The following is a 26,287-nucleotide window of genomic DNA, read 5'->3' as shown; positions in this document are numbered from 1 at the left end:
CCTGATATCCCAGCTTTCGCTGGGATGACGCACCTTGTTATTTCGCCAAAAACGCCTTCACCTCTTGCTGGAAGCGCACCGGCTGGTCCCACATGATGAAGTGCGCGGCATCGGGTATCCGCTTCAACGTCGCACCTTTGAGCGTCGCATAGGATGCCTGATAATAGCCATCCATCTGCGCGTCGGACAGCGGCACGCCCTTCGGAGTCACATAGAGCACCGTCGTCGGCGCGGTGATCCGCGGAAGCTCGGGGCGAAGGTCGGTCACCACCAGCTCGCGATATGCCCGCGCCGACACATCGGTATCCGACTTAGCCGAATCCTCCAGCGCGCCTGCGCGCATCGATTCGGTATTGATCATCCCCGCAATGACCGCATCGCGCTGGGTTTTGCGAGTGACCTCGTCCGACTTGGTCATCTGGGCGAAAATCCCATCGGCGATCGGCTTCACGCTTTCCGCCGTCGCGTTCGGCCCGCCGAACATCGCGCCGATGAAGGGAAACATGTCCACCACCATCAGCTTCGACACCGACGCCGGATGCCGCGCGGCCAGCATCATGCCCATCGTCCCGCCCATCGAATGGCCGATGACCGCGGGCGCCGCCAGCTTGTTGACCGCGATATAGCGCGCCAGTTCCTCGGCCACCGGTGCAGCGACGGTATCGCCCGTGGCATTGCCGCCCGCAGGCGCACCCGCAAAGCCGGCGACCTGCACCAGGTGATAACGGTAGCCGGGAACGGCGGAGATAATCTCCTTCCAGACGCGCGGGCTCGACGACAGGCCGGGGATCAGGATCACGTCCTTGCCTTGCCCCGTGGTCGTCACGCTGATGCGGTCCGACTTAAACGCCTGCGCGCTCGCCACGCCGGGCATCAGCGCCGCCACCGAAACCGCCGCCATCACTGCCAGCATGTTGCGTCGAATCATTCGTCCCTCCCCTTGCTCCGCGCCGACGCTATCGCGCCTCCACATCCGCATCCAGCGCAACGCCCCGTTCCTCGGCAAGCAATTCCTGTTCGAAATTTTCGCGCGCCATGACGAATTGCCCCGAAAATCTGCCAAAGCGCCATTCGCCCGTAATTTCGGTCCCGTCATCGGCAATCGTTCCGCTGTAGTCCACCGAGTGCGCACAATGCGCCGCCCCGTCATACTGCTTCACGAACCGAACCGCATCGCCGTCGCGCGCGCCGCTGACATAAGCGTTCAGCACCCCGGCATCGCCGAAATCGTCGGGCTCGCTGGTGGTGCCCGAAATGCTGCCACCAACCTCTTCCAGATGGGCGATGAAGCGATTGGGATAGACCCCGAAGGTTCCGGCAAAGCGCCCGTACCACACCCCGCTGACATCGCGCTTGTCGGTCATGCCCCCTCGACGAACGCGATCAGCCCGGCACTGTCCATCGGCTCGGCGCACAGATAGCCCTGGAAATACTGGCACCCTTCCGCTGCCAGCAAATCGAGCTGCTGCTCGCTCTCAACCCCCTCGGCGATCACCGCAAGGCCCAGCGAACGGGCCATTTCGATGACGCCGCGCACCACGACCCGGTCGCGTGGGCTACCCGCGATATCCTGCGACAATTGCCGGTCGATCTTGAGATAGTCGAGGGGGAGCGCCTTGAGATAGGCCAGGCTGGAATAGCCCGTCCCGAAATCGTCGATCGCCACCCTACATCCCGCCTGGCGCAGTTCGGACAGCAACCGCGCGGCTACGCCCAGTTCCTCCATCAGTCCGCTTTCGGTCACCTCGAACGTCAACCGCGACCGTGGGAACCCACTGGCATCGACCATATCGAGCAACAAATCGGCAAAGGAAGGCCGCGCAATGTCTTCGGCGGTAATGTTCACCGACAGCCGCAAATGCGCGCACGACGACGGCCAGCGCGCCGCCTCCGCCAGCGCGATCCGCTGGATATGATCCGACAGCGCGATCGACAATTCGGCGCGTTCAGCCGCCGCCAGCAAGGTCTGCGCGCCCAGTTCGCCCAGCGCCGGATGCCGCCAGCGCGCCAGTGCCTCGACGCCGACGATGCGTCCGCTCGCAATCTCGACCTGTGGCTGGAAACGGATCGCAACTTCACCGGCATCCATCGCCGCGCGCAGATCGACCGCAAGCTGGTCGAGCGACTGGTCGGCGACATCGGCGGCGTGCGCTGTCCCCCCTGGTGCCCCACCCGCCGCCGCATCGGCCAGCGCCGCAGTGCCGCGCCGCATCAGTGCGGCGGCATCCTCCCCCGCACGGCTCCACGCGATGGCAAGCGGCGCGCCGACCGGCACGATCCGCCCCTCGATCGCAAAGGGCCGCGCCATCGCCTCGCGCAGCGCCGCAGCCGCAAGTTCGATCCGCGCCGCATCGCCATCGCCACTGACCAGGAACTCCGCGCCGCCCAGTCGCGCGATCACCGCGCCGCGCCCGAATGCGCCACGTGCGACTTCCTCGATCCGGCGGCTCACCGCGCGCAGCAACGCATCGCCCGCGCTGCGACCATAAGCGGTGTTGATCATCTCGAACCGGCGCACCCCGATCAGGATTACGCCCACCGCCGCGTCTTCACGGACGATCCGGTCTTCGATCCAGCGGCGCACCGACGCCGCATCGCGCGCACCGGTCAGCGCGTCGCGCACCGCAACCCCCGCATCGGGCACATCGCCCAATGGCTCGATCAGCGCGTGAAGCCGCCCGGTGTGCGCGTCGCGCTGGATATGCTGGACGATCCTCCCCAGCCCCGGAACATCATGCGCAAAGGCAGTCGATGGCGCGCCGTCGCTAAGCCTGGCCAGCGCCCCGCGCGCCTGTGCCCGGTCCGCACGACCCAACGCGCGCAGGGCGCGCACCGGATGCGGCGCCTCGTCCAGCCCCAGCGCATCGGCCAGGCCCGGCGTCAATTGCAGCGAACGCGTACGGTGGTCGTATCGCCATCCCAATGGCTCGATCGCCTCACGCCGCGCGGGTGCGCGATTCTCGTGCCGATCGGCCTGGCGTTGTGCATAGCGCAGCCCCATCGCCAATTCGGCTTCACTCACCGGGCTGACCATGAAGTGCGTCGCGCCCGCGTCGAGCAACGCGCCCAGCCGCGAAACGTCGCCGCGCGACACCAGCACCATCAGCGCCATGCCGTTCGATGCCGCCGCACCGCCCAGCGATGCGGCCGCCGAGAGGCCTTCCTCGATCGCGCCGCGCGCATCGACAATGCCCACCGCCGCGCCGCTTGCCAGCATTCGCCGTTCGGCACCCTCGGCCCGACGCGCCGCGACGACCCGCCACCCGGCGGCCGTGGCCGCGCTCGCCAGTTCGTCCCGCTGCCGGAACGACAGAATGAACAACATGGGATCGCCCGGTGTCGCTGCCTGTGCCGTCATCACCTTGAAGCGAACCCTCCCCGCTCACATTAACCGTCACGATAGCCGGGCGAAATGCTCCCGCCAACTCCCTGCATCTGTGCCAAAACGACTCACGACGACCCCACCGGACGGTGCGACCCTAACGGTGCGGCCGTGCGCCGTCGTGCGAGCAGCATCGCGCCGACGATGCACGCCGCGAACAACCCGCCCTCGATGCCGCCGGTCGCCATCCGGCTGATCGCGCCGAACGCCGCTTCGCCGAACAACCCGCCGATCGCATCCAGCCGCAACCGCGATCCCGGCATCGAACGGGCGAGCAGGTCCAGGCTCCCGCCCATCAACCGCCCGCCAAGCAACGAAATCGCGACGCCCGCCACCGCGCCGCACACCCCCGCGATCCCGACCGCGCGCCGCAACGACGCCGATCGCGCGCCAAGCCAGCTCCCCAGCCCGACCGCCGCGCCCAGCGCGATGCCCTCTGCGGCCCCGGTGATGTCCCCCGGCGACTGGCCCAGCAGCAGCGCGAACGCATCCATTCCGAACAGCTTGACGATCGCGCCGACCAGCATCCCGCCTGCGGCACCCGCCGCGATCGTCCACGCCGATCCGCGCCCCGTCACCGCGCTCACACTCGCGATCCCCGTCGCCACGCCCGCACCGCCCAGCACCGCGACCAAGGTGGTCACCACGATCATTACCAGCAGGATCGACAACACGCCCGCGCCCGCATCGGCCGCCGCGACAAAGCCATAAGCGACGCCGCCCACCGCTCCCGCGACCCCAGCCCCCAGCGTGCCCGCAATCGCCAGCCGCCACACTTCGTCGCGCGGATTGACGGCAACTGGCGCAGCGACCGGTTCGGCAACCGCCACCCCCGGCCGATCGGGCACGGGCGCAGAAACCTCAGCCGCCTCCACCGCCGCGATAAAGCGATAGCCATGTTTGGGCACCGTCTCGATAAACCGGGGCCGCGTCGCATCGTCGCCCAGCAACCGGCGCAGCGTGCGGATGCACTGGGTCAGCGCCTCGTCGGTGACGGGCACGCCGCGCCACACCTGATCCATGAACGCATCCTTGGATACCAGCGCGCCCTGTCCGCTCACCAGCAGCACCAGTGCATCCAGATAACGGGCATTGACCGCGACGCCCTCGTCCCCGCGCATCAGCCGCCGGTCGCCCGCGTCGAGCATGAAGTCCCCGAACCGATACCGCCCCTCATCCATTTTTCAGCGAACCCTCATGTCCCGCTCATGCCGCTCACGCCCCTCGTGCGCGACAAACCTGTCTCCCGCATCGAAGGAAGCAAGGCAATGGCAACCCAACCCGCACCCGTCTCTCCCAGATTCTGGAGCCCCTGGCGCATCGCGCGCTGGACGATCGTCGCCGGGTTGCTGCTGCTCCCGCTGATCGCGATGCAGTTCACCAATGAGGTCAACTGGACGCCGGGCGATTTCGTCTTCGCCGCGATCCTGATCGGCGGCAGCGCGCTCGTCTATGACATCGCGGTGCTGACCACCGCCAGCCACGCCTATCGCGGCGGCATTGCCCTCGCGCTCGCAGCGTCCTTCCTGCTGGTATGGATCAACGGCGCGGTTGGCATCATCGGCAACGAAGACAACCCCGCCAACCTGATGTTCGGCGGCCCGCTCACCATCGCATTCCTGGGCGCCCTCCTAAGCCGCTTCCGCCCCCGCGGCATGGCCCGCACCATGACCGCCGCCGCCATCGCCCAGATCGCCGTCGGCCTGATCGCGCTGGCCATGGGCATCCTCATCCCTTTCGTGACGCTATTCTTCGCTGCGCTGTGGGGGGCGAGCGGGGCGTTGTTTCGGAAGGCGGCGGGGTGAGCCGACTGCCAACAGAACCGCCGTCAATTCAAGCCAGCTTCGGAATATGCGACGCGATGATGCCATCCTCGGCGCTCGAATCGATCGCACGTGCCGTTCCGTCCACATTCAAGCCAGCAGTCAGTCGATCGACGCGCGGCAACAACGCAACGCTGAGCAGATAACCAAGTACCGCACTTCCGCTATAGCCGACCAGCGGCGTTGGATAATTGCCAAGGGCGGCGGCAGCCACCACGCCCGACCAAGTAGCGCCGAACGCCATCATCACCGACCGCTGGTTAGCACTCCGCATCGCTCCGGCCAGCGCGGGCAGAATGAGGACGCTACACCCCGTCACGACGGCCATGCCCGCAAGCGCGTGGACGCTAAATGCTGTGTAGAGGATGCGGTCGACGAAGGGCACCGCCGGCGACGTATCCGGACGGATCAACGTCACGACAAAAGCAACGGTTACGACTGCGAGCGCCAGCGCGGTAAGCCGATCGCGTTTCGCCACCACGATCGCTGCGAGTCCTGCCGCCAGCACGCCGGCCATCGCGCGGTCCGGTTGCGCAGCCAGTGCAAGCGCGGCGATTGACATGCCGATGGTTCCGATCGTGTCCGCACGCCTGGCATACAGCACGATCATCGCCGGAAGGACGATCAGGCTGACCTGGATGCTCAGCGGTCCGACAATTACCCAGCGCGATACCCCGTCGGCCGCAGCGCCGAAAAGAGCGGTCGCGAGCAGCAACAATGCCAAAGCGAGCACCGCGCTTCCGCTCTCGGCAAGACGTACGCTTGCGGTCCGCCCAAGCGCCAGCCACGCCGTTGCGCCCAGAACGAGCGCCGCTACGTTGACCAACAGATAGCTGGCCGGTGCCCCTCCTGCGCCCATATATGCCAGCCCCAAGCCGACAGCCACGGTCGCACATATCACGCCAAGATTTCTCGGGCGGTCGATCAGGCGGTTCATCATCTGGGCACTCCTGGCTGAAGCGGTGACGGTCGTCGTAAAGCGGCGCTGTTGCGTCGCGAGCCATGTGCCGAGCGCCAGCGTGATCGCGACCCAAAGGCATCCGACGGCAAAGGCCAGCGCGGTGCGGTCACGCGGTATTTCCGCAAGCTCGCACGCCATGGCGCGTGACCAAGTGGAAAGATGACGAGGCATCAGGCTTTCTGCCGCCCGCATGAGCCATTGCGCGGCAAGGCGCATCATTCCGCTCACGACATCGCCTCGCCATTGCGCCATGTTTTGGTCGATGCCAAAGCTTCGGGCGAGCCGGCTTCCATGCGCGCCAGCCTCAAGCCCGCAGCGGTCAATCGATAGGCGTGGCGAGGCGGGCGACCACGCACCGCTGGCGGCTGCCATTCCGCTTCCAGATAGCCTTGCGCCTCCAGGCGGATCAGCAGCGGATATAGCGTGCCTGACTTCAGGCCCGTCAGTGCCGCCAGATCGTAACCATGCCGCCATTCACCCCGGGCGTCCAGCATCAGCTTCAGCAGAGCGCGGGCATGTCTGGAGAGGGCGCGTTTTCGTGTCACGCCTCTTAACTCTACCTATATAGATAACTCGTCAAGCCTGGTTTTGTCGCGCCTACCGATGCCCTATATTCTTCAACCGATTGGTTCGGCGCTGTGCTTCCCGTTCGCCTCCAACGGGTAGTGATGGGTGCAAAGCGTTCGTCAGTCGCCCCTTACCCCGGATACCGCTCGAACGCCGGCAGCTCATGCGCGGTCTCCATCCAGCGCACCCGGTCCGCCACCTGAATGTTCGCGCCTGGCGGCACCGCATCGGGATCGTCCAGCGTCCCCGTCTGCACATCGATCATCCCCGGCAGCATGTCCTCGTTCACATAGAACAGGCCCGTCCCGCACTCGCCGCAGAAATGCCGCCGCCCATGCTCCGACGACCCATAGATTTTCGGCTCGCCCAACACCGTCAACTGCCCTGCGGGGACCATCGCCCATCCGACCATTGGCGCACCCGAATGCCGCCTGCAATCGCTGCAATGGCACAGCGCATGGTGCAGCACCGGCAATTCCAGCTCATAGGAAATCGCCCCGCAGTGGCATCGACCGGCAACCATCGCATCCTCCCGACTCGAATGTTCATTTTACGTTCTCATGAACAACATCTCTATGCAAGCACCCCCCTCGCCGTTCGTTTCGAGCGAAGTCGAGAAACGCGTCCCGCGCGTAAGGTTCACGTTTCTCGACTACGCTCCAACCGACCGGAACAGGGAAACGAAACCGCAGCCCGCGCGCCAACTCGCTTGCCCCGCGCGCCCACGTTCCCTAACTGTTCACGCGTGACTCTTCCCGCCCCCTCGTCCGACGATCCGCCCTATCTGCGCGGCCTGAACACGCCCCAGCGCGAAGCCGTGCTCACCACCGACGGCCCCGTGTTGGTGCTGGCAGGTGCGGGGACCGGCAAGACCGCCGCGCTCACCGCGCGCCTCGCCCACCTGCTGTTCACTCGGAAAGCCTGGCCCAGCGAAATCCTCAGCGTCACCTTCACCAACAAGGCCGCACGCGAAATGCGCGAGCGCGTCGGGCGACTGGTCGGCGACATAGTGGAGGGGATGCCCTGGCTCGGCACCTTCCACGCGATCGGCGCAAAGATGCTGCGTCGCCACGCCGAACTCGTCGGCCTGCAATCCAACTTCACCATCCTCGACACCGACGACCAGCTCCGCCTGCTGAAACAGCTCATCTCTGCCGCCGATCTCGACGAGAAGCGCTGGCCGGCCCGTTCGCTCGCCGGGCTGATCGACGGCTGGAAAAACAAGGGGCTGACCCCATCCGACCTCGATGCGGGAGAGTCCGAACTCTACGCCAATGGCCGCGGCCAGGAACTCTACGCCGCGTATCAGACGCGCCTCAAAGCGCTCAACGCCTGCGATTTCGGCGACCTGCTGCTCCACATGCTGGTCATTCTGAAGACCCGCCGCGACGTGCTGGAACACTATCAACAGCGCTTCAAATACATCATGGTCGACGAGTATCAGGACACCAACAGCGTCCAATATCTCTGGCTCCGCCTGCTGGCGCAGGAGCGTAAAAACATCGCCTGCGTAGGCGACGACGATCAGTCGATCTATTCGTGGCGGGGCGCGCAGGTCGAAAACATCTTGAAATTCGAACGCGACTTCCCCGGCGCAAAGGTCATCCGCCTCGAACAGAATTACCGCTCTACCCCCCACATCCTGGGCGCAGCATCCGGCGTCATCGCCAACAATGGCGGCCGCCTGGGCAAGACGCTGTGGACCGAACTCGACGCCGGCGAAAAGGTCCGCGTCATCGGCGTGTGGGACGGCCCGGAAGAAGCCCGCCGCGTCAGCGACGAGATCGAAACCGCACGCGCCCGCGGCAAATCCTATGACGAAATCGCCATCCTCGTCCGCGCCCAGCACCAGACCCGCGAGTTCGAGGATCGCTTCATCTCGATCGGCCTCCCCTACCGCATCGTCGGCGGTTTCCGCTTCTACGAACGCGCCGAAATCCGCGACGCGCTCGCTTACTTACGCATCGTCCACCAGCCCGCCGACGACCTGGCGTTCGAACGCATCGTCAACACCCCAAAACGCGGCCTGGGGGACAAGGCGGTCGCAAAGCTCCACATGCTCGCCCGCGCGAGCGGCACCCCCCTGTCGATCGCCGCCGCCCGCATCCTCGACACCGACGAACTGACCCCGCAGGCCCGCCGCGCCCTCGGCAATTTCGTCGGCGACCTCGCCCGCTGGCGCGATATGGCCAGCCAGCTTCCCCATCCCGAACTCGCCCGGCAATTGCTGGACGAAAGCGGCTACACCGCGATGTGGCAGAACGAGAAGTCGGCGGAGGCCGCCGGACGCCTCGAAAACCTGTCCGAACTCGTCCGCGCGATGGAAGAGTATGAAACGCTCGGCGCGTTCCTCGAACATGTCAGCCTGGTGATGGACAATGACGCCAACGCCGACGATGCGAAGGTCACCATCATGACCATCCACGCGGCGAAAGGCCTGGAATACGACACCGTGTTCCTGGTCGGCTGGGAAGAAGGGCTATTCCCTTCGCAACGCGCGCTCGACGAAGGTGGCTTGGCGTCACTCGAGGAGGAACGCCGCCTCGCCTATGTCGCGATCACCCGCGCGCGGCGGCTCGCGACCATCCTCCACGCCGCCAATCGCCGCATCTACGGCCAATGGACCAGCAGCCTGCCCAGCCGCTTCGTCGCCGAATTGCCGGACGACCATGTCGAGGCGGAAACCACCATGTCGGGCGGCGAAAGCCTGTGGCGCGCCAACTGGACCGACCGCGCCGATCCCTTCGCCGATGTGAGCCGCGGCACCGGCAGAGGCCCCGGCTGGCAACGCGCCGCCGGCAGCGGCAGCTTCACCCGCGAACCCGCCCGCGTAGTGGAGGCGCGCACCAGCGCCATCAGCCTGGGCAACAAGGGCCGCGACGATCTGAGCGTAGGCCTACGCGTCTTCCACCAGAAGTTCGGCTATGGCCGCATCGAGGAAATCGAAGGCAACAAGCTGGAGATCGAATTCGAACAGGCCGGGCGCAAGCGAGTGATGGATAGCTTTGTGAGCATTGCATGATTGACCAAAAAGCGACGCGGCAACTTATGTTGGTTAGGTACTACCTAACACTCGCTGATGCTCAGCAACGGGTGGGTAGTGACCCAGCCCATTTCACAGCAATAAACTTGCTACATGAAGCGCTAGAGGCGACATTAATTGCGTGCTCGGACCATCTAAATCTAGATGTTTCGGAAAAGAGTACTATTGAGAACTATCTGAATAAGATAGACCAATCCCTAGATGGCGTAAACACTCCATACAGAACTAGAATATTACAATTTAATCGAGCAAGAGTATCGGCTAAACATGCCCTTACACTTCCCAGTAGTGGTGATTTTGAATCATTTGCTTTAAATGTACCAGAGTTTATTAGATCAGTTATACTTCTAGTATTTGGGATCGAGCTAAGCTCTGTATATCTTTTTAATAACGTCAGTGATGACGAATCTAAGAAATATTTGATAGAGTCGCATGAGTATTTTTCTCATGGATAATATTTCGAATGCTTACTCTCCGCCCGAAAAGCTTTATATGTTATTTTTGAAAGATATTACGATGTATATCCATTTAAAGACCACATAGACGCAAAAGGTTATGGTATTTTAGACCCAAAGTCCTTGAATAAGTCTCCCTATTTTTCCAGGTCTAGCAAGTAAATTCGAGAGAATGTCATAAAGCCCACAGACTATTTGGTTATAGACCATTCTAGACTTGAGTCGGACTTAATGAAAGATGGCATAGATGTCCATTTATACTGGAATGTAAGACGCCTCACTCCTGCCGTATGGTTGCGCGGGGATGGAGTTTGGTTTCACGATTACGATCTTGAGATTTCGGATAACCCGGAAATCAGGCTTGATGCTGAATATTGCTTGGACAGTATAACTTCCTTAATTCTTCAGAAAGAGTAAAAAAACAAAACCCAAAAGTTCAGAAATACCGTTTTTAGGTCCATCTCGGTATCGCGCGGTTGTCCATACTTCGAGAGTGCTTCAACTTTTGAAACACCTGCTGGAAATCTACCAGAAGATGTTGAGCGGGTTAATATTGGAACTGCGAGCCAAGCCCTCGACTCAGACGAGTGGTTTTGGACGTTCTACTACATGAAAAAAGATGGGCCGTTTTTGGCTGGATACATCAAAGCCAGCGATACAGGTGCTGACGTATCAGAAGGAGTGAACTTTTTAGCTCCTATATTCGACAGTAAGAAAATTGATTAGCTGGCCCCGATAACATTATCCAAACGCAACCTTCCGCCCCTCCCCGCGTTCCGCCAAAGGCGCATCCAGCGCCGATGGAGGGTGTATCATGAACGTCCGCCTGCCTGTCCTGCTCGCCGCGTCGAGCCTCGCATTTACAACTCCCGCCTTTGCCCAATCCGCCCCCGATGTCGCCGACCTGGTCGGTGCGCGCGCGGCGGGTGGGGAGACCCAGTTGGAGGCGCGCGGCTATCGCAACGTGCCCGCGTCCACCTCCACCGTCCGCGACTCGCGCTTTACCTTCTGGTGGCATCCCGAACGCCGCCAATGCCTGTCGGTCGCGACGAATGAGGGGCGCTATGCCACGCTGAACATCGTGCCCCCCGGCAATTGCGGCCCCGCGGCCACCGCCGACAACCGCCCGGCGATCCGCGACGACCGCTATGACCGCGACCCCGCCTTTGGTCGCCCGCCGCCGCCGCGCCCCGGCTATGACGAACGACCCTCGACCCTCCCCGGCAATGCGCCGTCCGACACGATGGTGCTGGTCTGTTATGGAGAAGGCAATAAGCCGACGCTGCGCAACGAGCCACGCTACGAATGGAATCGCGACCGCGACCGGTACGAATGGGCACCGGGGCTGGTGTCCGGCAATCAGCGGTTCAACGCCGATGTTCAGGTCGAACTATACGGCGATCACGGGCGCATCCACCTGGCCCGCCAATTGATCCCGCCGATTAATTCGGGCGGCAGCAACGGATGGTGGGACATTACCGACCTGCGCGTTACCCGCGACCGCATTACCGGGCGCTATCGCCTCAACGGCATGAACAAGCCGACGATCGACATCGATCGCCGCTCGGGCCGCATCTTCCTTGACGGGATAGAGGATTTCCGCGGCACCTGTGACAGCGGCAATTGGGGCGGCGGGCGGCGCTTCTGAGGGTTCAGGCGACCAGCGGCGTCACCAGTCCCAACACGCCCAGCGATAGGATATAGGCGACCAGCGCCACCGAGAACGCCTTGCCCAGGCCCGATTCCAGGTGACGCCGGAACCATAATGTCTGCACGACCAGATAGGCGGGGATCGCGATCAGCACGATCACGACTCCCGCCACCGTCGCCGCGGTCCAATGCAGCCGGATCAGCGTGCCCGAAAAGCTGAACAACAGCGCGAACGCCGCCGCCGCATAGCATTGCGCGTAGAACGGCATCTTCAGCGAACTGCGGTTGATCTTGGTTCCTTTCGCGACCAGCAGCGCAGTCGCCGTCACCAGCGGAAACGCCGCGAAGCACACCAGCCGGAACAGCACCAGATTGGTATCGGTCTGCAACAGCCGCGACAGGCCGTTATCCGCCGGGATCGGTGGCGCGCTGCCGAACACCGCCAGCTCGATCGCGTGCGCCAGCAGAACCGACAGCAACAGGAATAATGGCGGGCTCAGCACATCGGGATATTGCCGCTCGGGCGCATCCGACAATTCGCTGTCGGCATAATCCATCATCCGCACAGGATGCCGAACCACCCGCCCCAGCGTGACCGGATAAAACACGCCCCAGCTCATCACTTCGTAGAGCAGGTCGTCCAACTGCCGGAAGAATTGCAGAAATATCATGCCGCCCCCCGCTGGGAAGGTACGAGCCTAGCGCACGGCGGGGCCAAGTCGAGTCCGAACGGCGTTACGACGTTGTCAGCCCTATCGAATGCCCACTCGCCGCAACCTCCGCTCGGCAACGCGTTCGCGGCGGAAATTCCATTTTCCTACTTGCGGCGCGGGGCGCATAGGCTGGTCGATGCGCGTTGCCTCCACTCTTTCACGATACGGCCCGTTCCCTGATCGCCAACTCGGCACCCGCGCAACGCGGGACGCGCCAATAACACGACTCCCAGGCGCCATTTCCGCGTCATCCGCGCCATCCGCGCCATCCGCGCCATCCGCGCGACGATCATGCGTCCGCCGCGCACCAGCGACGCGCCACCTGCGCGACGCTTCACGGCGCAATCCAACGGATTTCCGCCATTCTTGCGCACGCCACGACGGGAAACCGTGTTTCGTGTCAACTTTGTCAACTTGTTCAGGAAGCGCGACCGCCCAATTGAGAGCGCTGCGTGCCGAAAATCAGTCCTCGACGGCCATCAAAACCTGGCCCGCAAAGCGTTCGTCGCCGGGGTTCCACACGCTGCTGGTAAAGAAATCCTGCTCGGTCGCCGACAGGTCGACCAGCCCGTCGAGCTTGAACGCCCCGATCTTTTCCTCGCGCGGCTTCACCCCGTCGCGGGTGATCGTCGATGCCGCGACATAATAGGATTCGTGCCGCTGGAACAGCGCATGCGGGGCCAGCACCACCGTCCCGCCATTGTACGTAGCGCTGACACAGCGTTTGCGAACAATCGCTTCAAGGACAATTGGGGCTGCGCTCATCGGTCGGTCATTGCTCTTTCGGTGGATCGGATGTGCTGGCGATATAGCGGTTATGCTGCATCGCAACAAGCGGGCGGGTCGCTCGATCGGTCGTTTCGGGCATTTTCCTTGCCGCAGCGCATGACAATCGCGCGCCGGTGCGGCTATGCTCGCCGTTATGGCGCTCGACATCACCAACACGGCTTTAAGCGACACTCTGGTTATCCTCGGCGCGGCGGGGCTCGTCATCCCCGCCTTTGCCCGGTTCAAGATTTCGCCGGTGATCGGCTTCATCCTGGTCGGCGCGCTGGTCGGCCCGGCGGGACTGGGCGCGATGATCGACCAGTTTCCCTGGCTTTACTACGTCACGATCACCCAACCCGAATCGATCGCGCCCTTCGCCGAATTCGGGATCGTGCTGCTGCTGTTCACGGTCGGTCTGGAACTGTCTTTCAAAAGATTATGGTCGATGCGGAACCTGGTGTTCGGGGTCGGTGCGGTGCAGTTGGTCAGCGGTGCCGTACTGCTCGGTCTGGGGCTATGGGCGATCGGCCAGCCGGTGGCGGGGGCGATCGGGCTGGGCCTTGCGCTCACCTTGTCCTCCACCGGGCTGGTGTTGCCGATGACCGGCACGACCAGTGCGATCGGGCGCCCGACCTTTGCGATGCTGCTGGCAGAGGATCTGGCGCTGGTGCCGATCATCATCCTGCTTGCCGCGCTCGCTCCGTCGGCCAGCGACGAAGGGTGGGAGGGGCTCGGAGAAATCCTGCTCCGGGGCGGCATCGTCATCGCAGTCCTGCTGGTCGCCGGGCGTTTCGTCCTGCCCCGCCTGTTCGCGCAGGCCGCCCGCACCAAAAGCCCCGAACTGTTCCTCGCCGCCAGCTTGCTGGTGGTGATCGTCGCCAGCCTCGCGACGGCCGCGGCGGGCCTGTCGCCAATCGTCGGCGCACTGATCGCCGGGATCGTCATTGCAGAGACCGAATATGGCGGCGAAGTCGAAGCGACGATCGAGCCATTCAAGGGATTGGCACTCGGCATCTTCCTGCTGTCGGTCGGGATGATGCTCGATCTCCGGATGATCGTCGAGTATTGGCCGTCGCTGCTGGCCGCGGTGGTCGGCGTGATCGCGGTCAAGACGCTGGTGGTGTTTCTCCTGCTGCGCGCCACGGGTGTCCGGCGCGGCATGGCGGCCGAAATCGGCGTGCTGATGTCCAGCCCATCGGAACTGACCATCGTCGTGCTCGGCACGGCGGCGGCGGCGCAGCTCATCCTGCCGCCGACTGCCGCCTTCTGGACCACGGTCACCGCGATCGGCCTGACGATCACCCCGCTGCTGGCCAAGGCGGGCCGGATCATCGCGCGCAAGATCGAGGGCAAGGCGATGGACGACGACATGGCCAGCGACACCACCCCCGACGGTGACGGGCCGGGTACGGTCATCATCGGGTTCGGTCGGGTCGGAAGGCTGGTCGCCGACATGCTGCGCGCGCATGACAAGCGCTTCGTCGCGGTCGATGCCGATCCCGACACGGTCGCCGCGGCGCGCGCGCAGGGCTATCCGATCCGCTTCGGCGATGTGGCGCGGCCCGACGTGATCGACCATCTTCGCCTCGGCCATGCCGATGCCCTCATCCTGACGATGGACGATCCGGTGCTTAGCATCCGCGTCACCCGCCGCGTCCGCAACTGGGTGCCCGCCCTTCCCATCGTCGCCCGCGCCCGCGACAGCCGCCACGCCGCCGACCTCTACCGCGCGGGCGCGACCGATGCGGTGCCGGAGACACTCGAAAGCTCGCTGCAATTGTCGGAAGCCGTGCTGGTCGATCTGGGCGTCGCCATGGGACCAGTCATCGCCTCGATCCACGAAAAGCGCGACGAAATGCGTCAGCAGATCAAAGCCGACGCGCAGATGGAACGCGAGCCGAGGTTGCGGCGGCTGAGGAAGGCGGAAGTGGAGGGCTAAGGCGCTCGGACTCTACCCACCCCGGCCCCAATCGTCATCCCAGCGAAAGCTGGGATATCAGGCCGGATCATTCCATCGCCTGATATCCCAGCTTTCGCTGGGATGACGGAACTTTGGGAGGGCTCAGGCCTCAGCCGTCACCCCCGCCAGCACGACACGCACCGCCTCAATCGCCGCGGCACCCTGCGCACCATCCGGCCCGCCGCCCTGCGCCATGTCGGGCCGACCTCCGCCGCCCTGCCCACCCAGCGCCGCTACCGCACCCTTCACCAGATCGACCGCACTCACCCGCCCGACCAGATCGTCGGTCACCCCGACCGCCACCGAAGCGCGGCCGTCATTGACCGCAACCAGCGCCGCGACGCCAGATCCGACCCGCTGCTTCATCTCGTCCACCGCGCCGCGCAGACCCTTGGGATCAAGCCCCTCAACCACTTGGCCCAGAAACGCGACCCCGCCGACATCCTCCGGCCCGGCCGCAGGCGCGGAACCGCCGCCGCCCATGGCGAGCGCCTTCTTCGCCTCGGCCAATTCGCGTTCCAGCCGACGCCGCTCCTCGACAAGCTGAACAACCCGAGCGGGCACTTCGTCAGGCGACGACTTCAACGCCGCGGCCGCCTCGCGCAACCGCTCGTCGCGCTGGTTAAGCCATTGCCGCGCCGCCTCTCCGGTCAGCGCCTCGATCCGGCGCACGCCCGATGAGACCGCGCTTTCCGACACGATCTTGAACAGCGCAATGTCGCCCAGCGCATTGACGTGCGTGCCGCCGCACAGTTCGACCGAATAATGCTTGTCGGTCAGCGCGCCCATCGACAGCACGCGGACCTCGTCGCCATATTTCTCGCCGAACAATGCCAGCGCGCCTGCCGCGACCGCATCGTCGGGGGTCATCAGCCGCGTCGTGACATCTTCGTTGCCGCGGATTTCGCGGTTCACATCGGCCTCGATCGCCGAAATGTCGTCCGCGCTCAGCGCCGACGGGTGCGAGAAATCGAATCGCAGCCGGTCGGGCGCGACCAGGCTGCCCTTTTGGCTGACATGCGCGCCAAGCCGCTCGCGCAGTGCTGCGTGTAGCAGATGCGTGGCGGAATGGTTGGCACGCACGGCATCGCGGCGTTCGACGTCTATCGCCAGATGCACGGTGTCGCCGACTACGATCGCACCATTCTCGATCCGTGCGTGATGCGCGTGCAGGCGCCCCAGCGGCTTCGACGTATCCTCGACGATCGCGCTAAGCCCCTTGTCTGTGCTGATCACGCCCGCGTCGCCCATCTGGCCGCCGCTTTCACCATAGAATGGCGTCTGGTTGGTCAGCACGATCACTTCGCCGCCCTCGGCCCGATCGACGCGAACACCGTCCTTCACCAGCGCCACGACCTGGCCCTCACCAACACTAGCCGTGTATCCGGTGAATTCGGTGCCGCCGACCGCATCGGCAATGTCGAACCAGACATCGTCGGACGCCTTCGCCCCCGACCCCTTCCATGCCGCGCGCGCCGCCGCCTTCTGCTCGGCCATCGCCGCGTCGAACCCCGCGCGATCGACCGACAGACCCTGTGTCCGCAACGCATCCTCGGTCAGATCATAAGGGAAGCCGAACGTGTCATAGAGTTTGAACGCGGTCGCACCGGGCAGGGTCGCACCCTCGCCCATCCCCGCTGTCGCCTCGTCGAGCAACCGCAGGCCGTTCGACAGCGTCTGGCGGAACCGCGTTTCCTCTTGCAGCAACGTCGCCTCGATCAGCGGCTGCGCGCGGACGAGGTCGGGATAGGCACCGCCCATCTCCGCGACAAGGCTCGGCACCATACGGTGCATCAGCGGGTTCTTCGCGCCAAGCAGATGCGCGTGCCGCATCGCGCGCCGCATGATCCGGCGCAGCACATAACCCCGTCCTTCGGCGGCAGGAAGAACGCCATCGGCAATCAGGAACCCGGCCGAACGCAGATGGTCGGCGATCACCCGGTGGCTCGCCTGGTTGTCGCCGGTCGTGGCAGAGCCCGTCAGCGCGCCGCTCTCCGCGATCAGCGCCTTGAAGATGTCGGTGTCGTAATTGTCGTGAACGCCCTGCAGCACCGCCGCGACGCGTTCCAGCCCCATGCCGGTGTCGATGCTGGGCCGCGGAAGGTCGCCGACGATCTCGTCGGATTCCTGCACAAACTGCATGAAGACGAGGTTCCAGATCTCGACGAACCGGTCGCCATCCTCATCCGGCGAACCCGGAGGGCCCCCGAAGATATGGTCGCCATGATCGTAGAAAATCTCCGAACACGGCCCGCACGGCCCGTCCGATCCCATCGCCCAGAAATTATCCTTGGTCGCGATGCGGATGATGCGTTCTTCGGGCAACCCGGCGATCTTCTTCCACAAATCGAACGCCTGATCGTCGGTATGATAGACGGTGGCAGTCAGCTTGTTAGGATCGAGCCCCCACTCCTTGGTCAGCAACGTCCAGGCATGCGTAATTGCCTGTTCCTTGAAATAATCGCCGAACGAGAAATTGCCGAGCATTTCGAAGAAGGTATGATGCCGCGCTGTATAGCCGACATTGTCGAGATCATTGTGCTTGCCGCCCGCGCGCACGCACTTCTGGCTCGAGGTCGCCGTGACGTACGGGCGGTTCTCCAGCCCGGTGAAGACATTCTTGAACGGCACCATGCCCGCATTGACGAACATCAGCGTCGGATCATTGTGCGGCACCAGCGGCGCGGAGGGCACGCGCGCATGGCCCTGGCCTTCGAAATAATCGAGGAAGCTGCGGCGGATGTCGTTGGTCGATGTCATGCCAGCGATCTAGTGCGGCAGGCGCGTTGGCTCAAGCGGAATGGGGCTCGCCATGCGAAGAAGAAATGGTTCACGCAAAGGCACGAAGACGCAAAGAAGATTGTTCGCGCAGGGACGCAGGGAGGGAAGAGGAGTTCAGCGCGCCGCGACAGCGGCCTTCACATCTAGCGCAATAAAAATACTCTGACTGTTTGAGCCGCTACGCGGTAACAAGCGAAACTCCTTCGCGCCTTCGCGTCTTTGCGTGAACCATTCTTTCCTTCATACCGCATCCATCGCAGGCTGGGGCTGCGAGAAATAGCGCGGCCCCGCCTGCGTCATGTAGAAACAATCCTCGATCCGCACCCCGAACTTGCCCGGCAAATACAGCCCCGGCTCGTTCGAAAAGCACATGCCGGGGGCAAGCGCCGTCGTCTCCCCGCGCACCAGATTGGTCGGTTCGTGGCCGTCGAGGCCGATCCCGTGGCCGGTACGGTGCGACAGGCCGGGCAGGTCGTAGTCGGGACCGTAGCCAATCGATTCGTAATAACGGCGCACGGCATCGTCGACAGCGCCTGCGGGCGCGCCGACCTTGGCTGCGGCGAAAGCAACCGTCTGCCCCTGTTTCATCTGTTGCCAGACCCGCGCAAGCTCCGGCTTCGGACGACCGAGCACGAACGTCCGTGAGACGTCGGCCTGATACCCCTCGACCGTGCAGCCGCAGTCCATCAGCACCACGCCGCCCTCGATCACCTTTTGCGGCTGGTCGCTGCCGTGCGGATAGGCAGCGGCTTCGTTCAGGAGCACCAGCGCGAATTGCGGGACGCCGCCCAGTGTCCGCGTGGCATCGTTCATGATGCCCGCGATTTCGTCCGCGCCCATGCCGACGCGAATACGCAACAATGTGTGGCGATACGCGGCGATGGTGACGTCGGTCGCCTTCTGCATCAGCGCGATCTCGCTCGCCGATTTGATCATGCGTTGTACGCGAACGACGGGGTCGGCGGAGACGATCTGTGCGCCTGGCATCGCTTGACGCAATCCGTCGCTTACGAAGAAACGGACCGTTTCCTCGATGCCGATGCGCCCGCCGGTGACGCCACGTTCCTTCAGAAAGGCGGCGACGACGGCGAACGGATTTTCATGCTCCTGCCAGACGCGCACATCCGCCTCGATCCCCAGGCGTTCGAGCGCGGTGGGCTTCTCGAAGAATGGCGTAATCACCGCAGGCGCGCCGGTCGCGGGGATGACCAGACCGGTCAGCCGCTCGCTGCGCCCCCAACGCATCCCGGCGTAATAGATCAGGCTCGTCCCCGCTTCGATCAGCACGGCAGCAATGCCGTTCGCGCGCATCGGTGCCTGTGCACGGGCGATGCGCGCGAGACGTTCCGCGCGGGTGATCGGCACCGCGTCGCCGGTGATGTCGGCAAGCGGCGTGCCCTGCGCGAACGCCGACGCTGCCGTCATCAGCATGGGCGCGGCCACACTCGCGCCCAATACGGTCCGCCGTGCGATCATGCCCGCGGCATCGGCCCTTCAACCGCAACGGCCTCTGCCGTCCGATATTCGGGCTCGCCCGCCGATACAACCGTCGCCAGCACCAGATCGCCACTGACGTTCAGCGTGGTACGGCACATGTCGAGGAACCGGTCGACGCCCAGCACCAGGCCGATCGCCTCTGGCGGCACGCCGACCATGCCCAGGATCAGCGCAACGACGGGCAGCGATCCAGCAGGAACCCCTGCCGTGCCGATGCCGCCCAGGATGCAGACCAGCATCACCGTGAACTGCTGCCACAGGCTAAGCTCGACGCCGAAGAATTGTGCGAGGAACAGCACCGTAACACCTTCGAACATCGCGGTGCCGTTCTGGTTCGCGGTCGCGCCGATCGTCAGCACGAAGCGCGCGACCTTTGGCGGCAGATGCAACTCGCGGTCTGCGACGCGCAACGCGGTCGGCAGCGTCGCATTGGACGATGCGGTGGAGAACGCCATGACGGTCGCTTCCTGCGTCTGGCGGAAAAACGCGATCGGCGATTTCTTCGCCAGGAAAATCAGCATCAGCGGGAAGATGATGAACATCTGCGCACCGAGCGCCGCGAGCACCACGCCGACGAATGCCGACAACCGGATCAGCAGATCCCAGCCGAACAACGCCGACAGGTTAAACATGAAACAGAAGACCGCGATCGGCGCCATTTTGATGACAATGCCGATCAGTTTCATCGACACTTCGAACACGCCCTCGATGCCGCGCTTCAGCAGGTCGACCTCGGGACGGTCCGTCAGGACGATGCCGATCCCGAAGAACAGCGCGAAGAACATGACGGCGAGGATGTCGTTGTTCGACATTGCCGCGATCACATTGTTCGGGACGATGGCAAGGACCGCGTCCATGCCGCTCGGCGTCTCACCGCTGCGGGCCAAGATGGCGCTTGCCCCTTCGCGGGCATCGCTCAGCATCGCCTGCGCCATGGCCGGATCGACGCCGTCGCCAGGGCGCAGCAGATTGACCAAGAGCAATGAGATCGCGACCGCGATCGACGAGGCAAAGATGGTCAGGCCTAGCGTGCGCAAACCGACCCGCTTCAGTGACCGAATTTCGCCCATTTCGGCAATGCCGACGACCAGCGCGGAGAACAGCAGCGGGATCACCAGCATGAACAGCAGGCGCAGGAACAATTGACCGATTGGCCCGGTAACATTGGTCGTCACCCATTCGACCCAGGGTGCGTCCGTGACGCTGGCGTGAACGATCAGCCCCGCGATCAGCCCCAATGCAAAGCCGATGAGCATCTGCATCTGCAACGACAGACCGCGCTTTTCCGTCGCCTTTTCCGTCCCGTCCATCATCACCCCTTTGATACGCTTGCTCATTCCCGGATCATCGCCCGGCGTTTTCAGCGGTTATGCATAGGCATAGGGACCGCCCTTGGCGAGTGCCGCCTGATAGGCGGGGCGAGCATGGACCTTTTCCAGCCAGGCCATCGTCGCCGGACGGCTCTCGTCGAGCCCGGCGCGGCTGCGCGCGGCCTCCAGCGGGAAACTCATCATGATATCGGCCGCAGTCATCTCTTCGCCCGCGAACCAGGGGCGCTGGGCCAATTCGGATTCGATGTAGTCGAGATGGAGGTCGATCATCGGCTGAAGCTTTTTCTGCGCCGCCTTGCCCAGGATGGGAATGCGCGCGAGCACCAGTTTGACGAGCAGCGGCGGCATCAGCGACCCTTCGGCATAATGCAGCCAGAAGCGCCAGCGCCGGGCATCGTCGCGGTGCGCGGGCGGACCAAGCTTGCCGTTGCCGCGCTCGACCAGATATTCGACGATCGCACCGGTTTCGGCGATGACTGCGCCGTCATCCTCGATCACCGGCGACTTGCCGAGCGGATGAACGGCCCGCAACTCGCGCGGCGCGAGCATCGTCGCCTTGTTCCGCTCGTACCGCTTGACTGAATAGGGCAGCCCCAATTCCTCCAGCATCCACAGCACCCGCTGCGACCGCGAATTTTCGAGATGGTGGACGGTGATCGTCATATGATGCTCCCCAAGAACGTCGGTTGCTGCGTGCCGGGATGGCATATTCGTGCAGCGCGGGCGAGTGGAGATGGGCGGGGTTTTGAAGAATGCGTGCACGCAAAGGGGCGAACGCGCGAAGAGAAAGAGAGAATTTCGCGCAGAGGCGCAGGAAGGAAAGAATTCCTACTGCGAAGCGGCCTTCTCAAAGGTGGCTATCCCCTTGCAACACGTAACCGTACTCCTGCGAAAGCAGGAGTCGTGGCCACAAGCTCCGACACTTCCCAGCGCTCCAGCTTCCGCAGGAGCACGGTTCCAAGCCTACACGCCGCACCTCAAGAGGATAAGCACCTTCTCAAAGCCCACCTCGGCGGATGAACGGTCCAAAAGTCGCTTTGCGGCCACACGCCCTGCCTCTCTGCACCTCTGCACAACGCGATTCTTCTAACCTTGTCTTCGCGCCTTTGCGCCTTTGCGTGAACCCGTTCTTTCCGCCCATCTGCGGCCATGAGCACAAAAAAAGACGGGGAGCGCCAATGCACTCCCCGCCCCTCTTGCGATCGAACCGCCTGGCCCGGCCTATCGCTTACGCGTCGTCGTCCTCGCTATCGGGACCAGCCATCATTTCTTCGGCGACCTTGTCGGTGCGGGCGCGGATGGCCTTTTCGAGCTTGTCGCACAGTTCGGTATTTTCCTTGAGGAAAGTTTTCGAATTCTCGCGACCTTGACCAATGCGGATGCTGTCGTAACTGAACCACGCACCGGATTTCTCGACGATCCCGGCCTTCACGCCCAGATCGAGGATTTCGCCAATCTTCGACACGCCTTCGCCGTACATGATGTCGAATTCGACCTGTTTGAACGGCGGCGCGACCTTGTTCTTCACCACCTTCACGCGCGTCGAATTGCCGACCACTTCGTCGCGATCCTTGATCGCACCGGTGCGGCGGATGTCGAGGCGAACACTGGCGTAGAATTTCAGCGCATTGCCGCCGGTCGTGGTCTCCGGATTGCCGTACATCACGCCGATCTTCATGCGAAGCTGGTTGATGAAGATCACCATGCAGCGCGAGCGGCTGATCGACCCGGTCAGCTTGCGCAGGCTTTGCGACATCAACCGAGCCTGAAGCCCGACATGGCTGTCGCCCATCTCGCCCTCAATTTCCGCACGCGGCACCAAAGCCGCGACCGAATCGATCACCAGCACGTCGATCGCATTGGAACGCACCAGCGTATCGACAATCTCCAGCGCCTGTTCGCCGGTATCGGGCTGCGACACGATCAGTTCGTCGATATTGACGCCAAGCTTCTTGGCATAGACCGGGTCGAGTGCATGTTCGGCATCGACGAACGCCGCAGTGCCGCCGGTCTTTTGCGCCTCGGCGATGACATGCAGTGCGAGCGTCGTCTTGCCCGAGGATTCGGGGCCGTAGATTTCGATGACGCGTCCGCGCGGCAATCCGCCGACGCCAAGCGCGATGTCGAGCCCGAGCGAACCGGTGGAGATCGTCTCGACCTGCATCGTTTCCTTCGAACCCAGCTTCATCGCCGAACCCTTGCCGAACGCGCGGTCGATCTGTGCGAGCGCGGCGTCGAGCGCCTTTTGCCTGTCGGTGGTCGCTGCCATTTGTCCGTCGATTACCTTGAGAGAAGCCGCCATTTTTATGTCTCCGGATGCGTAGAGGAAGACGATCACGCGTTCAACGTGATTGGCGGTGTATATGATTTGTTCTTACGGAACAAGAGGGGAACTTACGGCCTGTACGCCGGTCAAAACGTGGGCTTACCCCCACGCTTGCTCGGTTCAGATATAATCGCAAAGCATGGACTGGGGCGCTCGGGCGTTTCTCAGACTTCGCTCAAACAAACGGGTTTTTTGCGCGCGTCGGTCCTAAAGCGCGGCCAGCGCCTTTTCGACCGCGTCCATCGTGAACGGCTTGGCGAGCGTCGGGCGATCGCGGTAATCGGCGTTGATCGCATCGCCCGATCCGCCGGTCGCGAATACGAACGGCACGCCCGCCTCTGAAAGCTTCGCGGCGATCGGCCAGCTTTGCTCGCCGCCGCGCAGATTGACGTCGAGGATCGCGGCATCGACGTCGCCCGCTTCGATCACGGCAAGCGCGCTGTCGACGCTGTCGGCCGAGCCGGCGACCTTATGGCCAAGGATATCGATGAAATCCTCAAGCATCATGGCGATCAGGGGTTCGTCCTCAACGATGAGGATATTTTGTTGCGTACTCATGCGAGCGGCTGTCTGCCACGCAAAAGCGGGTTAGCCAAGCCTCATTTCGCTTCCAGAATATCTCGTGCCGCCTCGGCAAGCTGCTGGACCGAAAAGGGTTTTGGCAGGAACGCGACATTGTCGAGATCGATCGAGCGCCGCAATTGCTCCTCGGCATAGCCCGACATGAACAGCACGGGCAGGTCGGGATAGCGCTTGCGGACCTCCGCCACCATGGTCGGGCCATCCATCACCGGCATGACCACGTCCGAGACGAGCAGATCGGGGCGCGTGCCTTTATCCAGCCATTCCAGCGCGGCTTCGCCATGTTCGGCGGTGACGACGCTATAACCCTGTCGCGCCAGCGCGCGTTCGGCCACCGCGCGGACCATATCCTCGTCCTCGACAAGGAGGATCGTGCCGGTCCCCCACACAGCACCGCTGGGCGCGCGCGCGATCAGGGCAGGCTTGACCGGAGTGTCGACCGCGCTGTGAACGGGGAAATAGATGGTAAAACGCGCCCCGCCGCCATCGATATTCTCGGCGAAGATGTACCCGCCCGACTGTTTGACGATGCCGTAAACCGTGGACAGGCCCAGCCCGGTGCCCTTGCCCACTTCCTTGGTGGTGTAGAAGGGTTCGAAAATCTTGGGCAGCGCGTCGGGTGCGATCCCCGTACCGGTGTCGGTCACGACCAGGGTCGTGTAATCGCCCACCGGCAGCACATCGTCGGCCATGTCGCGGACGCTGGTCGCCGACAGCGAACAGGTCTCGATGGTCAGCGTGCCGCCGCCGCTGGGGTGTGCCGCCAGCATCGCATCACGCGCGTTGACCGCCAGGTTGACGACAACTTGCTCCAATTGCCCCGGATCGGCACGCACCGCGCCCAGCCCGCGTCCGTGCGTCACCTCCAGCTTCACGGTTTCGCCAAGCAGCCGTTTGAGCAGGTTCGACACCTCGGAAATCACGTCGGGCAATTGCAGCACTTGCGGGCGCAGCGTTTGCTGCCGCGAAAAGGCGAGCAATTGCCGAGTCAGGCTGGCCGCGCGGTTCGAATTGGCGCGGATTTGCTGGATGTCGTCATAATCGCTGTCGCCGGGCGAATGACGCATCAGCATCAGGTCGCAATGCCCGATGATCGCGGTCAGGATGTTGTTGAAGTCATGTGCGACCCCGCCTGCGAGCTGGCCGACCGCCTGCATCTTGGTGGCCTGTGCGACCTGGCGTTTCAGGCGGGTTTCCTCGCCCTTGTCATGGATCGACAGCAGCACCGCCGCCTCGCCCAGCCCGCGTGCGCCCGCGATGGTCACGTTGACGGTGTCGTCGGGATGATGTTTCAGCCGTATCGCCATGTCGGCGGTATGCGCGGCACCATTGGCGAAGCGGCGGATCGCATCGCTGAGCGCCGTCTTGTCCTCGCGCACCACCAGGTCGCCGGGATAGAGCGGCGGGCGACGCGGATCGATCGTCGCGGCGGTAAAGAACGCTTCGTTCATGTGCAGGAAGCGCCCCTCGCGATCGACCAGTGCGAGCGGCGCGGGAAGCAGCGAGATCAGCCCGCGAACATGCGCCGCTGCGCTGTCACCCAGCGCGGGCGCGACCGCGACGGGCTCCTCATCGTCGATCAGCGCGACTAGCATCGGTGCGGTATCGCCTTCGACAAAGGGCAATTGCAGCAGTCGCAGCGGATTGCCGGTTTCGCCTTCGCGGTCGAAGCGTACCATGCCGCGCATATCGGTGCGCAGGAACTGGCCGAACTCGCGCCCCTCGATCGCGGCCTCGCCGTGGCCCATGGCGCGCAGGCGGAACACGCGGTTGGCGGCACGGATGCGGCCATCGGGGGTCAGCGTCACCGCCATCACCCCGGCCCCGCCCAGCCGCTCGCCCGTCTCGGTCCGGATCAGCCGCTCGACTTCGGCCGCGACGTCCACGGTTTCGCGGGTTTCGAACCGCCATACCAACATCTCGTCGCCCGCTCGCGCGACCGATGCCATCAACGTGCGACCCTGATACGGAAAGCTGCCCCCCTCGCCTTCGCCGTCGCGCCATGCCGATCGTCCTGCGCTGGCCAGCGCGGTCGCGACGGTATCGCCCACGGGCAGGCCGGTCGGCGCTGGATAGCCCGGAAACAGCCGCGCATAGGCATCGTTGGCGCACACGAAGCGCCCGGCCCGGTCGGTGACCGCCAGCGCATGGGGACTGGCCTGCGCCAGCGCGCGGGCAACCGACCAGTCAATCTCCGCAGGCTCGTCACGGCCGGTTGCGACGATCCGGGCATAGAGGAAAAAGCCCACCCCGATCAGCAGTCCGGCCCCGACGAACCCGATCGCCACCGCACGGTCGCCGACCAGCAGCAGCACCGCCAGCGCCACCGCCAGTCCCGCGCTGCCCGCGATCATCATCGGCGCATGGCGGCTGGTCTGGGTTAGGCGCGTGAGCGCGCTGTCGGGGGAGGTGGCCATGGCCGCGGTGGTGGGACCGGGCGCAGGTCTC

21 protein-coding genes are annotated in these 26,287 nt (G+C 63.8%); 4 read left to right on the top strand and 17 right to left on the bottom strand.

Annotated elements, in window-relative coordinates; genetic code table 11:
• Positions 1-37: 37 nt before the first annotated feature.
• The 4 genes from ENHY17A_RS10970 to ENHY17A_RS10955 form a co-directional block, all read right to left on the bottom strand.
• Positions 38-928 carry an alpha/beta fold hydrolase gene (locus ENHY17A_RS10970; protein WP_159712659.1) on the bottom strand — a complete coding sequence of 297 codons (891 nt, stop codon included), beginning with the start codon at positions 926-928 and terminating at the stop codon, positions 38-40.
• Positions 929-956: 28 nt separating this feature from the next.
• Entirely contained in the window at positions 957-1,364 is a 408-nt protein-coding gene (locus tag ENHY17A_RS10965) for a hypothetical protein (protein WP_159712657.1), read from the bottom strand.
• Complete coding sequence (locus ENHY17A_RS10960) at positions 1,361-3,358, bottom strand: putative bifunctional diguanylate cyclase/phosphodiesterase (RefSeq protein ID WP_159712655.1); 1,998 nt, start codon at positions 3,356-3,358, stop codon at positions 1,361-1,363. Before ENHY17A_RS10960 ends, ENHY17A_RS10965 begins: the two co-directional genes overlap by 4 nt.
• A gap of 92 nt (positions 3,359-3,450) precedes the next feature.
• Positions 3,451-4,530 carry a winged helix-turn-helix domain-containing protein gene (locus ENHY17A_RS10955; protein ID WP_159712653.1) on the bottom strand — a complete coding sequence of 360 codons (1,080 nt, stop codon included), beginning with the start codon at positions 4,528-4,530 and terminating at the stop codon, positions 3,451-3,453.
• Between the two features lie 120 nt (positions 4,531-4,650).
• Between ENHY17A_RS10955 and ENHY17A_RS10950 the strand changes: the two genes are divergently transcribed.
• Entirely contained in the window at positions 4,651-5,187 is a 537-nt protein-coding gene (locus ENHY17A_RS10950; RefSeq protein WP_201296386.1) for a hypothetical protein, read from the top strand.
• Between the two features lie 28 nt (positions 5,188-5,215).
• Here the strand turns inward: ENHY17A_RS10950 and ENHY17A_RS10945 are convergent, their stop codons facing one another.
• The 3 genes from ENHY17A_RS10945 to ENHY17A_RS10935 form a co-directional block, all read right to left on the bottom strand.
• On the bottom strand, positions 5,216-6,394 hold the full coding sequence (locus tag ENHY17A_RS10945) for a hypothetical protein (RefSeq protein ID WP_159712651.1): 1,179 nt from the start codon (positions 6,392-6,394) through the stop codon (positions 5,216-5,218).
• Complete coding sequence (locus ENHY17A_RS10940; protein WP_159714512.1) at positions 6,391-6,660, bottom strand: PadR family transcriptional regulator; 270 nt, start codon at positions 6,658-6,660, stop codon at positions 6,391-6,393. The genes ENHY17A_RS10945 and ENHY17A_RS10940 overlap by 4 nt, the downstream gene beginning before the upstream one ends.
• A 203-nt stretch (positions 6,661-6,863) precedes the next feature.
• A complete protein-coding gene (locus ENHY17A_RS10935; RefSeq protein ID WP_159712649.1) occupies positions 6,864-7,256 on the bottom strand; it encodes a GFA family protein in 393 nt (130 codons plus the stop codon).
• 222 nt (positions 7,257-7,478) lie between these two features.
• Between ENHY17A_RS10935 and ENHY17A_RS10930 the strand changes: the two genes are divergently transcribed.
• Positions 7,479-9,755 (top strand): ATP-dependent helicase, encoded by a 2,277-nt coding sequence (locus ENHY17A_RS10930; protein ID WP_159712647.1) that lies wholly within the window; start codon positions 7,479-7,481, stop codon positions 9,753-9,755.
• 1,290 nt (positions 9,756-11,045) lie between these two features.
• Entirely contained in the window at positions 11,046-11,879 is an 834-nt protein-coding gene (locus ENHY17A_RS10925) for a hypothetical protein (protein ID WP_201296385.1), read from the top strand.
• A gap of 4 nt (positions 11,880-11,883) precedes the next feature.
• Here ENHY17A_RS10925 and ENHY17A_RS10920 read toward each other — a convergent pair whose 3' ends face one another.
• From ENHY17A_RS10920 to ENHY17A_RS10910, 3 genes are all read right to left on the bottom strand, one after another.
• Positions 11,884-12,552, bottom strand: a complete 669-nt coding sequence (locus ENHY17A_RS10920) for a hypothetical protein (protein WP_159712645.1) — start codon at positions 12,550-12,552, stop codon at positions 11,884-11,886.
• Positions 12,553-12,698: 146 nt separating this feature from the next.
• A complete protein-coding gene (locus ENHY17A_RS10915) occupies positions 12,699-12,932 on the bottom strand; it encodes a hypothetical protein (RefSeq protein WP_159712643.1) in 234 nt (77 codons plus the stop codon).
• Between the two features lie 124 nt (positions 12,933-13,056).
• On the bottom strand, positions 13,057-13,359 hold the full coding sequence (locus tag ENHY17A_RS10910; protein WP_159712641.1) for a hypothetical protein: 303 nt from the start codon (positions 13,357-13,359) through the stop codon (positions 13,057-13,059).
• Positions 13,360-13,516: 157 nt separating this feature from the next.
• Between ENHY17A_RS10910 and ENHY17A_RS10905 the strand changes: the two genes are divergently transcribed.
• Positions 13,517-15,301, top strand: coding sequence for a cation:proton antiporter domain-containing protein (locus ENHY17A_RS10905; RefSeq protein ID WP_159714509.1), 1,785 nt, complete (start codon positions 13,517-13,519; stop codon positions 15,299-15,301).
• Positions 15,302-15,424: 123 nt separating this feature from the next.
• Here ENHY17A_RS10905 and alaS read toward each other — a convergent pair whose 3' ends face one another.
• From alaS to ENHY17A_RS10870, 7 genes are all read right to left on the bottom strand, one after another.
• Positions 15,425-18,082 carry an alanine--tRNA ligase gene (alaS, locus tag ENHY17A_RS10900; protein ID WP_159712639.1) on the bottom strand — a complete coding sequence of 886 codons (2,658 nt, stop codon included), beginning with the start codon at positions 18,080-18,082 and terminating at the stop codon, positions 15,425-15,427.
• 261 nt (positions 18,083-18,343) lie between these two features.
• Positions 18,344-19,579 carry a M24 family metallopeptidase gene (locus ENHY17A_RS10895; protein ID WP_159712637.1) on the bottom strand — a complete coding sequence of 412 codons (1,236 nt, stop codon included), beginning with the start codon at positions 19,577-19,579 and terminating at the stop codon, positions 18,344-18,346.
• The gene (locus ENHY17A_RS10890) at positions 19,576-20,910 is read right to left on the bottom strand and encodes a dicarboxylate/amino acid:cation symporter (RefSeq protein WP_159714507.1); all 1,335 of its coding nucleotides are present in this window, start codon (positions 20,908-20,910) and stop codon (positions 19,576-19,578) included. Before ENHY17A_RS10890 ends, ENHY17A_RS10895 begins: the two co-directional genes overlap by 4 nt.
• A 57-nt stretch (positions 20,911-20,967) precedes the next feature.
• On the bottom strand, positions 20,968-21,594 hold the full coding sequence (locus ENHY17A_RS10885) for a glutathione S-transferase family protein (protein ID WP_159712635.1): 627 nt from the start codon (positions 21,592-21,594) through the stop codon (positions 20,968-20,970).
• A gap of 565 nt (positions 21,595-22,159) precedes the next feature.
• Positions 22,160-23,233 carry a recombinase RecA gene (gene recA, locus ENHY17A_RS10880; protein WP_159712633.1) on the bottom strand — a complete coding sequence of 358 codons (1,074 nt, stop codon included), beginning with the start codon at positions 23,231-23,233 and terminating at the stop codon, positions 22,160-22,162.
• A 231-nt stretch (positions 23,234-23,464) separates the two neighbouring features.
• Entirely contained in the window at positions 23,465-23,815 is a 351-nt protein-coding gene (locus tag ENHY17A_RS10875; RefSeq protein WP_159712631.1) for a response regulator, read from the bottom strand.
• A 41-nt stretch (positions 23,816-23,856) separates the two neighbouring features.
• On the bottom strand, positions 23,857-26,256 hold the full coding sequence (locus ENHY17A_RS10870) for a hybrid sensor histidine kinase/response regulator (protein ID WP_159712629.1): 2,400 nt from the start codon (positions 26,254-26,256) through the stop codon (positions 23,857-23,859).
• Between the last annotated feature and the right edge of the window lie 31 nt (positions 26,257-26,287).

Source organism: Sphingomonas sp. AX6, assembly GCF_902506605.1.
GTDB lineage: Bacteria > Pseudomonadota > Alphaproteobacteria > Sphingomonadales > Sphingomonadaceae > Sphingomonas.
The sequence above is the reverse complement of the archived record's forward strand: the minus strand, read 5'-3'. Positions and strand labels throughout refer to the sequence as shown.